The sequence below is a fragment of the uncultured Bifidobacterium sp. genome (assembly GCF_959020145.1).
GTDB lineage: Bacteria > Actinomycetota > Actinomycetes > Actinomycetales > Bifidobacteriaceae > Bifidobacterium.
Genome location: NZ_CAUEQY010000026.1, coordinates 1 through 15,827, shown reverse-complemented (window position 1 = coordinate 15,827; position 15,827 = coordinate 1). Strand labels below are relative to the sequence as shown.

Here is a 15,827-nt window from a genome sequence, read left to right as displayed (position 1 = left end):
CGCCATTACGTCAACCGAAAACGGCGGAATAAAGCGGCTGGCACGTTTTGTTTCAAATTGCGCACCGCTCTCAGGCCAAACCAATATCAGCCCATTTTTCAGCGTATCTGCCATATAGGCGAAATAGGACTGGTCGGGGGTAAAAAGAAAGCCTCCCACGCGGGGAGGCTTTCTCGGGAGCGCAATCAGCTCAGGCGAGGATGCCGTCGACGAAGCCTTCCGGATCGAACGGGGCGAGATCGTCCGGACCTTCGCCAAGGCCGACAAGCTTGACGGGCACGCCAAGCTCCTTCTGCACGGAAATCACAATGCCACCCTTTGCGGAGCCGTCGAGCTTGGAGAGCACCACACCGGTAATGCCGATGGCTTCGGCGAACACCTTGGCCTGGGTCATGCCATTCTGGCCAGTGGTGGCGTCGAGCACGAGCAGCACCTCGTCGACCGGAAGGTTCTTTTCGGTAACGCGGCGGATCTTGCCGAGCTCGTCCATGAGGTTCGCCTTGTTCTGCAGGCGGCCCGCAGTGTCGATGATGAGCACGTCGGCGTTCTCTTCCTTGGCCTTGGCACTGGCCTCGAATGCGACGGACGCCGGATCGGCGCCGTCCTTGTCGGAACGCACGACCGGGACGCCGACCTTGGCACCCCAAGTTTCCAACTGGTCGGCGGCCGCCGCGCGGAAGGTATCGGCAGCGCCCAACATGACCTGCTTGCCTTCGGAAACAAGCAGGCGGGAAAGCTTGCCCGCAGTGGTGGTTTTGCCCGTGCCGTTCACGCCGACCATGATGATGACGCTTGGTTTGTTGGCACCCTCCTTATTGGCATTGAGGCGGCGATCCGTGTCAGTGCCTACGAGCTTCAACAGCTTGTCCTTCAGCGCGGCACGCACTTCGGCCGGATCGGACTGGCCTGCGATTCGGGCGTCGTTGCGCAGTTCCTCGACGAGCTGTTCGCTGGCTTCCGCGCCCACGTCGGCAAGCAGGAGGGTGTCTTCGACGTCTTCCCAGTCGGCTTCGGAAAGCTGATCCTTCGCAAGAATGTTGAACAGAGCCTTGCCGAACGGATTGCCGGATTTCGACAGGCGCGCCTTAAGACGCTGCATGCGCGTGCCGGCGGATTCGGGGGTTTCATGAACCGGTTCGGGCTTGGCTTCGGTGGCTGGTGCAGGAGCTGCCGTTTCGGAAGAGGAAGCTTGAGCTGAGGACTTCTGCTGACTTTCAGCCGGAGCTTTTTCAGCTGCATCAACATTGGAATCAACGGACGGCTTCACCGTGGAAGAATCAGCCGCAGCCGACTTTGCTTCCGCAGCAAGACGGGCGTCAGCCTTGGCTTTCGCATCCTCCGTGGACTTATCGACGGCGTTCTTGCGGGTCTTACCGAGCCACCAACCGCCAATCACCAGAATTGCCGCGATAACGACAACGGCGACAATCGCAATAATCACATTCGTATCCATGACTCCAGCCTAAAAAGCGCAACGGACACACCGGCTCCGCCCCGCGGACGCACCACGAATGTCCGATTCTGCAGAATCGGACAACAAACCATCCGAATCCGACGTGCAGATGACCGATTCGGGAGAAACGGACAAGTAGACAACGCCATACGCACCACAGTTGTCCGATTCACCAGAATCGGACAGACTATCCACGGGGCATGAAAAACTGGACGGCATGGCCAATACATCCAGAATGACGTCGTATCAGCGGCGCGAGCAGCTCATCGAAATCGGTCGTTCGCTGTTCGCGTCGAAGGGGTTCGAAGCAGTGAGCGTGGAGGAGATCGCCGCCACCGCGAAAGTGTCGAAACCCATTGTGTACGAGCATTTCGGAGGCAAAGAGGGCCTGTACGCTGTGGTGGTGGACCGTGAGATGCGCGCGCTTACCGACACGCTCGTCAACGCGCTCTCCGACCCACAAGCGCACCCCCGTCAAATCGTGGAACGCACGGCGCTGGCACTGCTCACCTATGTTGAGGAGAATGCTGAAGGATTCCGAGTGCTCACCCGCGATTCGCCGAAAACCGATCCGGCCAGCTCGTTCAATTCGCTTTTGGGAGACATCGCCCTGCGCGTGGAAGACATTCTCGCCGAAGCGTTCAAACGCCAGCACCTGCCGGCCAAGGGCGTGCCATACTACGCGCAGATGCTCATCGGCATGACCGTATATACCTGCCAGTATTGGGCGGACCAGCGCAAACTCAGTAAAGAGCAGATTGCCGCGCACATCGTGAATCTGGCCTGGCATGGCTTGAGCCGCATGGAAGCCAAGCCGGAACTGCGTTTCGAAAGCGACAAAGCCACAAAAGAGGCGGAAAAGCAGGAAAGGCGCGAAATCAAGGAAATCGCGAAACGCGAGCGCAAGGCCGCAAAAGAGGCACAATCACAAAACAATACGGAAAGCCCAGCCGAGCAGAACGCTGAACAGAATACCGAACAAGGCGCAGCCGGAAGCCAAGGCACGCAAGCCGAACAGCAGTCGTAAAACCCAGCCGCCCCCAGTCATCGTAAGCATCGCAGCCAACGCCAACAGGCGCCAGACGCAAGAATCGAACAGTACCAGCAACAGGGGAATCGCAAGCATCGCACAAGCCAACAAGCATCGACGAAAACTTACAAATTGTCAACAACGGTACCCTTAAGGGAAATTTCAGGTGCAGATTGCGCTATTCAGGGTGCCTATTGCGTACAAACCGTTCCCCTGAAGCGAACAAGGTGCTACGTTAGTTTCGTTACGCAGTGACCACGCGCCGCGCGCGGCAGGTCACCTCGGCCGACCAAGGAAGACTATGCAGGAGAAGAAGACGCTCACCTTCGTGGTGCCCGCGTACAACATGACCGAATATTTGGAACGATGCGTCATGTCGTTAATCGCAGCGAAGCGCAACGACGACATCGAAGTGCTGATCGTGGATGACGGCTCGTCCGACGGCACGCTGGAAATGGCACAGAAATTCGAAGCCCGCTATCCAGGCATCGTGCGCGCCATCCACCAAGAGAACAAGGGGCATGGCGGAGCCGTCAACACCGGCATCGCGGCGGCAAGCGGCATGTACGTGAAGGTTGTTGACGCCGACGATTGGGTTGGCCCCGAATCGCTCGAACAGGTCATGGCCGTGCTGCGCGAAGAGGCCGATTCCACCGAGCCGATCGACATGCTCGTCACCAATTATGTGTATGACAAGGTTGGCAAACGCAACAAGCATGTGGTGAACTTCCGCCATGCCATGAAGGCCGGCGAGCGCCTGGCCTGGAACGATCTTGGGCATTTCGGCTTGGCTGAATACATTCTCATGCACGCGCTGACGTACCGCACCGCCGTGGTGCGAGAGTCCGGCATGCAGCTGCCGGAGCACACGTTCTACGTGGACTTCATTTACGCGTACCAACCGTTCCCGTGGGTGAAGACCATGAAGTATTTGGATACGCCGTTCTACCACTATTTCATCGGGCGCGACGGGCAAAGCGTGCAGACCGATGTGATGATCCGCCGCGTCGACCAGCTGCGCCTCGTCAACCAGTGCATGGTGCGTGCAACTCCGGAACGCGACACGGTGCCAGACGGCCTATACCGTTATATGATCCACTTCCTGGCGATTGAAAGTTCCGTGGCAAGTGTGTTCATGATTTTGTCTCGCGATCCGGAAAATTATGAGAAGAAAAAGGATATGTGGGACGACATTAAGGCGTACTCCCCCACTATTTACAAGGATGTGCGCAAGAAGGCCATGTCTCGTGCGTTGAATTTGCGCGGGTCGATCGGTCGTTTCGTGATTCGCAAGGGATATTTCGTGGCGGAACACGTCGTCGGGTTCAACTGATCGGCACTATCTGCCTTATATATGGCAGATACCGCAGTTCGTCCGCTGACATCTCGCTTATATATGGCAGATACCCTTGGTAACAAGGTGACTTAGAGGGTATATTTTTACCCCCCGAAATCGCCTTGTTACCAAGCAAGATTGCCATATATAAGCGAAATGCCTCGTGTCAGCTCTCGAAATCTGCCATATATAAGCGAGATATGGGCAAAAACTGACGTACGGGGCAAGGATGCAGTCGTGAGGCTGTTGGAAACAGCACTGACGCTTCCAACAGCCTACGTTCATGCGGCCCCCAAGCGCGGAAACCTGGCTCATTGGGACGGGTTTTGCCGGATTTCGGGGCTTTATGCTTAGTTCCAGCGGTCGGACATGGCGAAACTGTTGTGCATGAGATTGCTGGACGTGTAGAGCACGTCGTTGAGCAGTTTCGTAACGTGAGTGCGCAAATATTCCGCCATTTCTTCGTTGGACTGCTGCAGTTTTGCGATAATTGCAATACTTGCGTTTTCCGTAATCTCCGCGGCCCCTGCACGCTCCTGCGATTCGGACACGCTCTTTTGTGCAGCAATCTCACGCAATTCGGCATCAGTACGTTCCACCAGACGATGGCCGTAAGCGCGGGCCGATTCCGCAAATCCTTCGATCGCATTGCTGGTTTCGTAGAAATGCGCGTCGGCGAGCGCGGCGATCAAACGGTTCGCCCAGTACAGGTTGCCGGTCGAGACTTCCGGCGTGGTGTCACGCAGGTAGGCGGGCGTATCGTCGACGTTCGCATAGAACGGCGTGGCCGCGGTGAAGGGGCCGGAACCGTATGAGATCCACATGATCGAACGGCTTGCCTCCGGCGCGTACGGACGAATCTGCATGGCCACCATATGCCCGGTGCGGTTGATGCCGATCGGACGGTAGCGATGGCGGCTTTCCGGCGTCCCGAGCGTACCGTACGGATCGTAAGGGGTCCCCTCGAAGTGTGCACTCATCAGGAAGTCGACGTCTTCGAGCGTCACAGCGTTCTCAGGCACACGACACCACGGAATATCGTCGGATGCGGGCGTGTAGCGGGCGGCCGGCGAATCCCAGTCCTCGCTTGGATTGAGGTGGCGCTGCATATACCAGGCACGTGGCGTGTTGTAGATGCGGTCTTTGGTGGTGGCGGTGCCGAAAGCCGTGCGCGGATTGAAATGGTTGTGACCCAGCGCCGCGCCGCTACTGCTATTGCCACCGCCGTTCATGCTGGCGTTTCCGAAAACGCTCGTCGGCTGGAATCCGAAGCCGCTACTCGCACCCGCGCTCATAGTGCGGTCAAGGTGGTGCGCGTCCATGAATTCGCGCAGATCGGCACTGCACATGAACTCGCGTTGGGTGCTGAAGGCGTCGTCGAAGTCGAAATCGTCGATGCCGAGCTGGTTGGGGATGGTCGCATAGCAATCGTCCGGCACGCGGCGGGCGATCCAATGGTGCCCGCCGATTGTTTCGACGTACCAGATTTCGTTTACGTCGGAAATGATGATGCCGTTCGATTCGTAGGTGCCGTATGTTTCAAGCAGTTCGGCGAGACGTGCGACGCCTTCGCGCGCCGTGGTTACGTAAGGCAGCACAAGGGTGATGATGTCTTCCTCTCCGATTCCACCCGGAATTTCAGGGGTATCAGCGGCTTCGTTCGCCGGTTGCAGTTCAACGAGCGGATCAGCGGCTAGCACGCGCTCGTTGACCGCGATGGTTTCAGTGGCGCTCATCGCCACATTGCGCTCGTTGACGCCCGCTTCCGCGAGAATTCCGCGATTCGGCAGCACGTTCGGCACAATGCTGTATCGGCATGGATTGTCTGGAAGGTCAATTTCGACATGACTGAGCACACTGCGGTAATGTCTCGGCTGGTCTTGCGGTGCTACCGCAATGAATTTCTTGGGATCGTAACGTCCGGAACCGGAATCATCGTCGCGTGCGATGATGGTGGAGCCGTCGTAGCTGGCTTTCTTGCCTACAAGAATCGTGGTACATGACATGCGTTCCACTGTACGAGCAGATATGCAGAAATGACGCTGCGATTCGCGAGAATTCGATGATGATTCGGCGATGACTTGGTGATAATCCACGTTTTTTGTTACTTACAGCTGATTCGTGTGGCGTTTTGCGTAAATATGCTGTATACTGTCTCACTGTTGCCCCTCTAGCTCAACGGTTAGAGCAGCGTCCTTTTAAGTCGTGGGTTGTGGGTTCGAATCCCACGGGGGGCACATGCGAAAAGTCTCGGAAGTCAATGTTTTCAACGGTTTCCGAGACTTTCTTGTTTTTGCAGTCTAATGGATCAAATGGTCCGATTCAACATTTATTCAACACATTCACCGCTACAGGCATCGCAGACTCGATGTCATTTCACGACCTCCCGAAACGCATCTTGCGCCCATCCAACAGCATTAGAAACAGCACTAGAAGCAGTTTCGACATGCGCGCGGACGTGAATTCCGTGGTTTGGGGTACACTAGACATATTCGAACAAACGTTCGTATTTTGGGGAATTTTGGGGAATTCCCCACTATATACAGTGAGGAAACTCACGACACACCACTACCGGTAGTGTGTATGCTAGATAGTGGCTTGCGTAAGCGAGCATAACCGAAGAACGTGGCCGACACGGCTTTCGCAAACGACGGAAGCCATTTTTGCATAGGGAGGAAATCGAATGACCGTGACCGTCTTCACCAATCCGAGCAACCCGCAATGCGAAGCCACCGAACAAGAGCTCGCAAAGCTGGGCGTGCGTTACGACACCGTTGATCTGACGAAGAACCCGTCCACCTTCGAACAGATCAAAAACGCTGGCTTCAAGCAGATTCCGGTCGTCATCTCACCGAACTCCTCATGGAGTGGACATAGGCCGGATCTCATCCGCCAGCTCGCGCAAAGCTTCGCCGCCTAAGCGCGTAGAAGTCGCAGGGCACCGAGTCCACAAAGGCAGTGCGGGCACAGATCACATGCAGCCGTGCACGGCGCAACCAATAGCGGACGCACCATACACGTTCTTCCACAAAGCTTCGCCATCTAGCCCATAAAGCAGTCATCCATAAAACAGTCAGACACTACATGCGGCTGGCCGTGGACGGGTCGAGCGTCATGGTCTGGAACCGATTGGCCATGAAGTCGTCGTCGAAATACGTGGCGAAGAATTGCGAAACAGGCGAATTCTGCGCAATACCAGCCATACGCGAATACCAGGAATCCAGCGCCATCAACGTCATCACGCCGTCAACGAAAATCAGCGCGAAACACACCGCCGTCAACGTATAGCGAATCTTCCACGGAATACGCTGAATCATCGCAAGCAAATGCGGCAGAATCAGCTTCACCCACACCAAGCCGAGTATTCCCCAGAAAAACATGTATTTGCCGGATGTACGCCCATCAATCGACAGCCATTGACCCGTGTAATCCCACGCGCGAATACCGAACGCAACCTCCATGAACCAGCTGGTGAAATATTCGAACGCGCCGCCAATCACCGCGCTCGCGCAGAAGATCAGCATCCAATTCGACCGCCACAAGTGGTTGAGCAACACCGTCAGAATCACCGCGCCAAAGCCGTAGATCGGCGAGAACGGCCCCCACAAAAAACCGGCGCGATCCTGCCATTCGCCGAACAGCACATAGTGGTACAGCGTCTCCACTACCAGACCAAACACGCATCCGACCACAAACAGCCAAAACAGGTTGAAGAAATCCAACGAAATGTAGCCCTTGCCGGTCAGATCACGGCCTGCCATACCCTTCGAAACAGCCGTCTCATACTCGCTGCGCGCATCCAAACGACGAAGCGCGAACTGCAAACGTCGCTCCTCGCACAGCGACGGATCAGCCGTGATATGCAACGCAACCAATACAAGCAGCTGCACGGTCGGACTGATCAGATTCACACCCAAACCCTGCAACGACAACGACAATAGGCCTTCCGCAAGCGTGAGCGGAATCATCAGATACGTCCATTGCGCGATATGCCGACGCTTGTTGAGAATCAGCAGCATGCCGAAAATCGCAAGGCATGCGGTGGAGACCAGCAGCACTGCAGCATGAATAACCGACAGAATAGTGGTGAGATTCAGCGCGCCAAACGCCAGTTTGCCGGAAAGCGCGGCGTGGATTGCATACAGGCAGGAAATCACGATGATCAGCAACGTCACCACGCCTTCGATCAACATGACGATGCCGTAAATACGTGCAATCAGCGGCAGCCTGCGGTCAGCAGGATTGCCGTCATCTTCCGCCGATTGCGATTGCGCAATGATGCCGGCCTCTTCGATTGCTGCGATTTCGGTTTCGTCGGCGATGGCTTCGCTCACATCTTCAATCTTGCTCATGCTTGTTCGTCCTTCCCTGCACAACGCTACCAAAACCCGATCGCAGTGCGCTACACGAGATGATTGTTTGCGCGCAACGCGCACAACCTGCGATTTCTGCCTGCGCAAGTCACATGTCATCCCGCAATCACAAGATGCGCAGACAGCAGACTCGACTTGCGCAGACACAGAAGGCAAGTTGCGCGGTCTCCAACAGCAAGATTCACAGTCCTGCCGCGGTTTGTCGTGTTTATTTCAGTCATGGACGGAGCGCATTTACGCCTGTGCCCAAATTTGTCCGAGAGCGGGTATTACGATACGGGAGGCGTAGCGCTACGAATAACGTATCGCTACGCGCGAACACGGTCGAACATCCATTGGACTGGGGAGACAATGCGCAACGTACTGCAGATTCTGCGTCGTGACCTCAAACGACTCGTCACCGTACCTGCCGCCTGGGTCATCATGATCGGTATAACCATCATTCCGCCGCTGTACGCATGGTTCAACATCTACGGATTCTGGAATCCGTATGGCAATACCCAAGGCATCAAAGTTGCCGTGGCCAACGTCGACAAAGGCACCGACAACGCCCTGCTCGGCAAAATGAACCTCGGCGACCAGATCGAAGACACGCTGAAAGACAACGACCAGCTTGGCTGGGAATTCATGGGCAAGGCCGAAGCGATGGAAGCGGTACAGTCCGGCGACTGCTATGCGGCGATCATCATCCCCTCCGATTTCAGCGAGGATCTCGCCAACGTCGTGACCGACAGCAAGAACCGGCCGACGCTGGAATACTATGTCAACGAAAAATCGAGCCCGATCTCCCCGAAAATTACCGACCAAGGCGCGACCACCGTCGACCGTACCGTCAACAACACCTTCGTCTCCACCGTCAGCGAAGTACTCACTAAAGCCGTGAACTCCGCGAATGACACCATCAACGGCAAAACCAACTCCTTCGTCAACGAAACCACAGCAGAACTCGACAAAACCCAGAAGAACGTAAGCCTCATCCGCTCCACCATCGAAGATCTTGACGCACAGCTCGCCAACGTGCCGCAACAAACGCAATCCGCCCGTCAGGCAATGAACGACGTGCAGCTGGCCGCAGCAAGCGCGGGCAAGGGACTGGCGAACACCGCCACCGCCATCGGCACCGCACAAAACGGCCTCAATACCTTCACGTCCAACGCCAACACCGCTTTGGAGAACGGTTCCGGCCTGATTTCGCAGGCCGCCAGCGACACCACCACCAGCATCAACAAGGTGACCACGGCCGTCTCGTCCGCAAGCGGCACCGCACAGCAGGCCGTCAGCAACATGCAAAGCGTGACCGACAGCAACGCCCGGCTCATCGAGAAGCTCAAGAACGTCAGCGACAACGCACAGTACCAAGACATCATCAAGAAGCTCGAAGACACCAACAACACGGCCGCTGGCACGCTCAACGACCTCAAAACGTTGAGCGAGAACACGCAATCCACGTCCGACAGCGTGTCCAAACTCGCCACCGACTTCAACACCAGCACGCAAAATTCGCTGAAAAGCATGGGAGATGCCCGCAACACGTTGAATTCCGGTGCGCTCCCCCAGCTCAACTCCGGTCTGAGCTCGCTCGCCATGACCGCCGGCACACTGTCCGGCACCGTAACCAGCCAGACCACCGTGGTCAACCAGACCTCCGCCGTGCTCGACCAACTCGACCAGGTGGCGAACGACACCCGCACCACGCTGCAGAACACCGACAAGCAGCTCGAGCAGGTGGAGAACAAGCTCATCACCGTCAGCACCGACCTGAAAGCGCTCGGCAGCGTTGACATGCTGAAAAGCCTGACCGGCGACAGCTCCCTCAACACGGAGAAAATCGCTTCGTTCATGCAGTCCCCCACGGTGATCGACACGAAAAACGTGTATCCGATGAACTCCTACGGTTCCGGCATGGCTCCGCTCATGACCAACCTGGCCCTGTGGGTGGGCGCGTTCGCCTTCGTGGTGATCTTCAAGGTGGAGGTCGACGATGAAGGCCTCGAAGACCTCGACTTGACCACTTCCGAAAAATATTTCGCCCGCTACATGCTGCTCGGCATCATGGGCGCCATCCAAGGCGCGATCACCACCATCGGCAACCTCATCATCGGCGTGCAGACGGTGAACGCGCCGCTGTACATACTTACCGGCGTCATCACGTCGCTGGTATATCTGAGCATCACCTTCGCGCTGTCGACCTCGTTCATGCATATTGGCAAGGGACTGTGCGTCGCGCTGATCATCGTGCAGATTCCGGGCGCTTCCGGCCTGTATCCGATTGAGATGATGCCGAAATTCTTCCGCATGGTCTACCCGTTCGTACCATTCAGTTATTCGATTGACGCGTTCCGTGAGACGATTGCCGGCTTCTACGACGGGCATTGGCTCAAGTCGATTGGCGCGCTACTGATGTTCGCCGTGGTCGCGTTCTTCATCGGACTTGCGATTCGCCCGCTGCTGGTCAATCTCAACCGCCTGTTCGCCCGTCAGATCAAGGAAAGCGACATGATCATCGGCGAGGAGGTACAGCTTCCGGAACGCGGCTACAACGTGTCCCAGGCCATTCAAGTGCTCGCCGATAAGGGCGGCTACCGTGAGGCGATCGAGGAACGTGCGAGCCGCTTCGCCGAACTGTATCCGAAGCTCAAGCGTGGCGCGCTGGTTGCCGGTTTCATTGTGCCGGTGATTCTGGTGCTGATCTTCTCCTTCACCAACGGCGAGAAGATCGTGGTGCTTGCCACCTGGATCATCTGGGTGCTGCTCATCATCGGATTCCTGATGGTCATCGAATATATGCGTTTCAGCCTGCAACGCCAGGTGGAACTCGGCAGCCTCAGCGACGAAGCGATTCGCGAACAACTGGTGGAACGCCAAGCTGCAAGGCTGCGCCGCAAGAAGCGTGCGCAACAAATCAGGCGAGACAAGCTGATGCGCAAGGCACAACGAAGAAAACACGAAACCAAACAGGCGATCGCCAACGTCGCAGACACCAGCCAAGCCGATGCCGACGGCATCGCAACACTGGTACAGGCCATGAACGCGACCGGCAACACCGGCACAGCGAGCAACACCAATCCCAACGGTAACAGCGAAAGGAGCAACGCATGAAAAACATCTGGAAACTGTTCGTCGGCGACGTTCGACGCCTGACCAGCAACATCGTCTCCATCATCATCGTCATCGGACTGGTGGTAATTCCTGGCCTGTTCTCCTGGTTCAACGTGAGCGCAAGCTGGGATCCATTCGCCAACACCGGCAATCTGAAATTCGCCGTCGCCAACGACGATGAAGGCTACAAGTCCGATCTCATTCCCGTGAAGATCAGTATCGGCGATCAGGTGGTCAACACCTTGCGCGCCAACGACCAGATGGACTGGACCTTCACCACCAAAAAAGAGGCCATCGACGGCACCAAATCCGGCAAATACTATGCAGCAGTGGTGATTCCGAAGGATTTCAGCACCCGCATGATGACATTCTTCACCGCGGACGGCGACCATGCCACACTCACCTACTACAACAACGAGAAGAAGAACGCACTCGCTCCGAAGATCACCGGCCAGGGAGCCGACACCGTGGCAGCACAGATCAACGAAATGTTCTCCGCAACGTTGACGAGCACCGCGCTCAACATCGCCTCGCAGCTGGCCGATGAGCTTGACAAACCGAAATCGCAGGCCACGCTCACCAACTTCAGCAACAATATGAACAACTTCGCGAACACGCTGAACGACACGTCATCCGCGTTGACCACGTTCAGCTCGCTGACGTTGAGCGCGCAGAACCTGCTCGACAGCTCCAACAGCCTGCTTTCCAACGTGAGCGGCAGCGCGAAGAACGCCGTCAACGAGCTCAAACAGTCGAAGAACGGCATCAACGATCTGACCGGAGCCGTCAAAACCAGCACGAATGCGCTCAGCACCGCGTTGAGCAGCTCGTCGAACAGCTTCGGCGCTGTCTCCACCGATATTGACAGCGTATTCAACAATGCGGGCACCCAAGCCGGCAATACGGCCACCGCCCTGCGCAATCAGGCTGCGAACGTATCCAAGCAGGCGCAAGGCTATCAGAACATCTACGATGCCCTCGACGAGCTCAGCAACAACAATCTGGTGCCGGAAGTCGCGAAAATCGCCATCAATCATCTCAAAACCAACGTGGGCGCGACCATTACGCAACTCAACGATCTAGCGAACTCACTCAACACCAGCGCCGACAATATCGACGCGAAAGTGAGCGACACCACAGCCGACCGCGAGCGCGTGAGCCAGCTTGCCCAGCAGGCGAAGGCCTCCATCGACGGCATCAAAACCGATTTCGACAGCCAGCTCAAGCCGCAGCTCAACGACATTTCCGATTCGATCAGCAGCACGGCCACCGCACTGAGCAGCACAGCCACCGATCTGAAGGGCGCGTTGGGAGATCTCAACAGCACCACGAAGTCGGCAGGCAAGCAGCTGACCAATATTCGCACGGTGTTGGATTCCACCGCCGAAAGCCTCACTAAGGCGAGCACCGCGCTGTCTTCGTTCAATGGCACGCTTTCCGACGCGCTGAACAGCGGCAATATGGACACCGTCAAGGACGTGCTCGGCAACAACACCGATTCGCTGGCGGCGGCTCTTGCAGCTCCCGTCCAGGTGAAGCGCACGGCTGTGTTCCCTGTGGAGAATTTCGGCTCGCAATTGGCTCCGTTCTACACGATTCTGCCGTTGTTCGTGGGATCGCTGCTTATGGCCGTAACACTCAAGACCACGGTGTCGCGCAAGAATCGTGAGGAGCTCGACAATCCGAAGCCGCATCAGCTGTTCCTCGGCCATTATGGCGTGTTCGCCGTGATCGCACTGTTGCAGAGCACGTTCTCGCTGGGCGGCGGCCTGCTGTTCCTGCACATTCAGGCGGTGCACCCGTGGCTGTTCATGTTGACCGGCTGGGTGGCCTCCCTCGTGTTCTCGTTCTTCACCTACACGATGGTGGCGAGCTTCGGCAACGTGGGCAAGGCCATTGGCGTGCTGACGCTGGTGTTGCAGATTTCCGGCGCGAACGGCGCGTATCCGCTTGCCGTGCTGCCGAAGATCATCGGCGATATCAGTCCGTTCCTGCCGGCCACGCATGCGATTACGGCATTGCGTGCGGCCATTGCCGGTATTTACAACAATGATTATTGGCATGCGATCGGTTCGCTGTTGCTGTTCCTGATTCCGCTGCTGCTGATTGGCTTGCTGCTGCGTATTCCGCTGGTCAAATTCAATAAGTGGTATGTGGCGAAGGTGGAAAGCACCAAGGTGGTCGCATGATTACCGGAGTGCATGAGGTGGTTTCCGGAGCCGTTTCCGATGTGGTTTCCGACGCGGTCAGTGACGTGCATGAGGCCGTTCGCAAGGCGCAGAGCCGCCGCGAGCAGCTTCGCGAGCAAACCGATCATAAGATCATGAAGGCCACGCTTGCGATTGTGATTTCCGATGGTGTCGGTGCGGTGACCATTGAAGAGGTCGCCCGTCGTTCCGGTGTTGCGAAAACCACGATTTACCGTCGCTATAAGAATGCGGACGATCTGTTGCGCCGCGTTCAGTTGGAAGTTGCGGGATTGCCGGATTTCAGCGATGTCGAGTTGTCGAAAAACGGTCTGCTGACGATACTGCAACGCATTCAGGGCTGTTTTTTCGACAGTGAGCTTGGTTTGAAAGCCGTCGGTGTGGTGCTTTCTTCCGATAATCCTTCGTTGAATGCGATTGCCGATCAAGTGCTCGTTCCCGCGGAAAAGCGTTTTTCTGGGTTTGTTGAGCGCGGCATGAAGGCCGGAGTGTTCCGTAATGGATTGGATCCGCAATTCCTGTTCAGCACGATACTCGGCTCCATGCTCGCCTGTAAGGCGTTGCATGGCGACGCGAGTATTCCTTGGCCTGAGAACATGACGGCTGTTCTGTGGCCCGTTATGGCCGCCTGAAAGGCATTGCAGAGCAGAGTTGCACGTAGTAGTATCTGAAACTCATGAGCGTCCCCGCTACGGCCTTTAATCACTCTTTGAGTGAGGCTGTAGCTGAGGCGCTCATTGTACGTTTGCAGGCTTTTCGCCGCTACTGGACCTACTGGATCGACGCTTCCTGACGGGCCACGTCCAACGCCTTGTTGAACGCTTCCGACGTCCAGCTGGCACCGGCCACCTTGTCTACCTTGAGGTCTTTGAGCGGCTTGCCGTCCACCACGCCGTTGATGGCTTCGGCGAACGCATTCTGGTGCTTTTTGGAGATGGACGTGAACGGATGCCCGATAACCTCCACATTGGTGACGGTCTGATCTTTGACCGTCACATGCACGTCGATGGTGTCTTCGCCCACCGGCCCGTACTGGCCGTTGATCGAGTAGGTACCGTCGGCATAGTTGCCGGTGTCTTGCTTGTCGGATGTAGTGCCGTTCGGATCGTCGGCATGGTTTTTGACGTCCGAATCCGCAGAATCGCCGGAGTCGGTGGCGCTACCGCTGTTCTTCGAATTTTCTTCCTGCGATTGCACGCTTTCGCCGGAATTTCCGGCATATTCATCGTCCATCGGTGTCGCCGTGGGTTCGCCGCATGCCGACAGCAGCGCAAGGCTTGCCGCAGACAGTGCGATCACTTTGATCGCATTCGATGATTCGTTGCTCATGTTCGCTCCGTACGATTCGTCAGTGCTATGGCTTGGATTGTTCGGCTGATTTCAACGCGATTTCGGCTGATTTCAGCTTATTCCTCACCGCCGGTTTTCGCGGCTTTGGTCGGATCGGCGAAGCTGATGGCCGTCTCGCCGTTCTGTGCGCCTTCCGTAGTGGAACCGGTGTATGCCGGCTTGCCACCCGCCTGCTCATAGACCTTCCGTGCGGCCTCATCATTCCACTTCTCACCGACGAGCACGCCATGGTTGAGCATGATCTCGCGCTGGGCGCAGGATGCGACGAGCGCATCATGGGTCACGACGATGATGGTAGTGCCCTGCTCGTGCAGCTGACGGAACAGGTCAAGCACGATTTTCTCGTTCTTCTCATCCAAATTGCCGGTCGGTTCGTCCGCAAGAATCAGTTTCGGACAGTTGATGAGCGCACGTGCGATGCACACACGCTGCTGTTCGCCGCCGGAAAGCTGTCCGGGCAGATGGTGGGCACGCTCCTTCAGACCGACGCGCTCCAATGCTTCCAACGCCTGCTGCTCGTTGACTACGGAATGGTAGTACTGTGCCACCATCACGTTTTCCACAGCCGTCAGATGCGGTACCAGATAGAACTTCTGGAACACCAATCCGATCATGTTCTTACGCACGTCGGCAAGCTGCTTGGCGTTCAAATCCTCCAACTTGCGGCCTTCCAGCATGACGGAACCCTTTGAAGGCGTGTCCATGCAGCCAATCATGTTCATCAGCGTGGTTTTGCCGGAACCCGACGAACCGACAATCGCAAGCCATTCACCTTGCGGAACGGTCAAAGTCAAATCGTCGACGGCACGCAAATCGCCGTAAATCTTGGAAATATGATCCAATTCAAGCAACGTATTCAACGTATGTTCGGAACTCATGATTATTCCTCCCTCAAAACGATGGCGGGGTCGATACGGGTTGCGCGGCGAACCGGCGGGATGGATGCGATGACGGCGATGAGCACGCTCAACAGCAGCGA

The 15,827-nt window shown here is 56.7% G+C and carries 11 protein-coding genes and 1 tRNA gene; 7 read left to right on the top strand and 5 right to left on the bottom strand.

The genetic code is table 11. From position 1 onward, the window contains the following. Nucleotides 1–190: 190 nt before the first annotated feature. Nucleotides 191–1,453, bottom strand: a complete 1,263-nt coding sequence (gene ftsY / locus Q5H33_RS06750; protein ID WP_022245665.1) for a signal recognition particle-docking protein FtsY — start codon at nt 1,451–1,453, stop codon at nt 191–193. A gap of 235 nt (nt 1,454–1,688) precedes the next feature. Between ftsY and Q5H33_RS06745 the strand changes: the two genes are divergently transcribed. Next, nucleotides 1,689–2,480 (top strand): TetR/AcrR family transcriptional regulator, encoded by a 792-nt coding sequence (locus tag Q5H33_RS06745; RefSeq protein WP_034880342.1) that lies wholly within the window; start codon nt 1,689–1,691, stop codon nt 2,478–2,480. Nucleotides 2,481–2,784: 304 nt separating this feature from the next. After that, nucleotides 2,785–3,816 carry a glycosyltransferase family 2 protein gene (locus Q5H33_RS06740; protein WP_118269933.1) on the top strand — a complete coding sequence of 344 codons (1,032 nt, stop codon included), beginning with the start codon at nt 2,785–2,787 and terminating at the stop codon, nt 3,814–3,816. A gap of 353 nt (nt 3,817–4,169) precedes the next feature. Here the strand turns inward: Q5H33_RS06740 and Q5H33_RS06735 are convergent, their stop codons facing one another. Beyond that, on the bottom strand, nt 4,170–5,825 hold the full coding sequence (locus Q5H33_RS06735) for a C69 family dipeptidase (RefSeq protein ID WP_134863196.1): 1,656 nt from the start codon (nt 5,823–5,825) through the stop codon (nt 4,170–4,172). 158 nt (nt 5,826–5,983) lie between these two features. Here Q5H33_RS06735 and Q5H33_RS06730 point away from each other — a divergent pair. Further along, a tRNA-Lys gene (locus tag Q5H33_RS06730) sits at nt 5,984–6,056 on the top strand. Nucleotides 6,057–6,502: 446 nt separating this feature from the next. Further along, complete coding sequence (locus tag Q5H33_RS06725; protein WP_003833732.1) at nt 6,503–6,739, top strand: glutaredoxin family protein; 237 nt, start codon at nt 6,503–6,505, stop codon at nt 6,737–6,739. A 160-nt stretch (nt 6,740–6,899) separates the two neighbouring features. Here the strand turns inward: Q5H33_RS06725 and Q5H33_RS06720 are convergent, their stop codons facing one another. After that, a complete protein-coding gene (locus tag Q5H33_RS06720; protein WP_302423670.1) occupies nt 6,900–8,171 on the bottom strand; it encodes a putative ABC transporter permease in 1,272 nt (423 codons plus the stop codon). A gap of 372 nt (nt 8,172–8,543) precedes the next feature. Here Q5H33_RS06720 and Q5H33_RS06715 point away from each other — a divergent pair, with 372 nt between their 5' ends. The 3 genes from Q5H33_RS06715 to Q5H33_RS06705 are packed head-to-tail and all read left to right on the top strand — an operon-like array spanning nt 8,544 to nt 14,130. Further along, complete coding sequence (locus tag Q5H33_RS06715) at nt 8,544–11,291, top strand: YhgE/Pip domain-containing protein (RefSeq protein WP_055062927.1); 2,748 nt, start codon at nt 8,544–8,546, stop codon at nt 11,289–11,291. Next, nucleotides 11,288–13,480: a YhgE/Pip domain-containing protein gene (locus Q5H33_RS06710; protein ID WP_117754406.1), complete on the top strand. Its 2,193-nt coding sequence runs from the start codon at nt 11,288–11,290 to the stop codon at nt 13,478–13,480. Before Q5H33_RS06715 ends, Q5H33_RS06710 begins: the two co-directional genes overlap by 4 nt. After that, complete coding sequence (locus Q5H33_RS06705) at nt 13,477–14,130, top strand: TetR/AcrR family transcriptional regulator (protein ID WP_302423667.1); 654 nt, start codon at nt 13,477–13,479, stop codon at nt 14,128–14,130. The genes Q5H33_RS06710 and Q5H33_RS06705 overlap by 4 nt, the downstream gene beginning before the upstream one ends. A 139-nt stretch (nt 14,131–14,269) precedes the next feature. Here Q5H33_RS06705 and Q5H33_RS06700 read toward each other — a convergent pair whose 3' ends face one another. Next, nucleotides 14,270–14,827, bottom strand: coding sequence for an FMN-binding protein (locus Q5H33_RS06700; RefSeq protein ID WP_117656124.1), 558 nt, complete (start codon nt 14,825–14,827; stop codon nt 14,270–14,272). A gap of 77 nt (nt 14,828–14,904) precedes the next feature. After that, nucleotides 14,905–15,726 carry an ABC transporter ATP-binding protein gene (locus Q5H33_RS06695; protein WP_022244776.1) on the bottom strand — a complete coding sequence of 274 codons (822 nt, stop codon included), beginning with the start codon at nt 15,724–15,726 and terminating at the stop codon, nt 14,905–14,907. Nucleotides 15,727–15,827 lie beyond the last annotated feature (101 nt).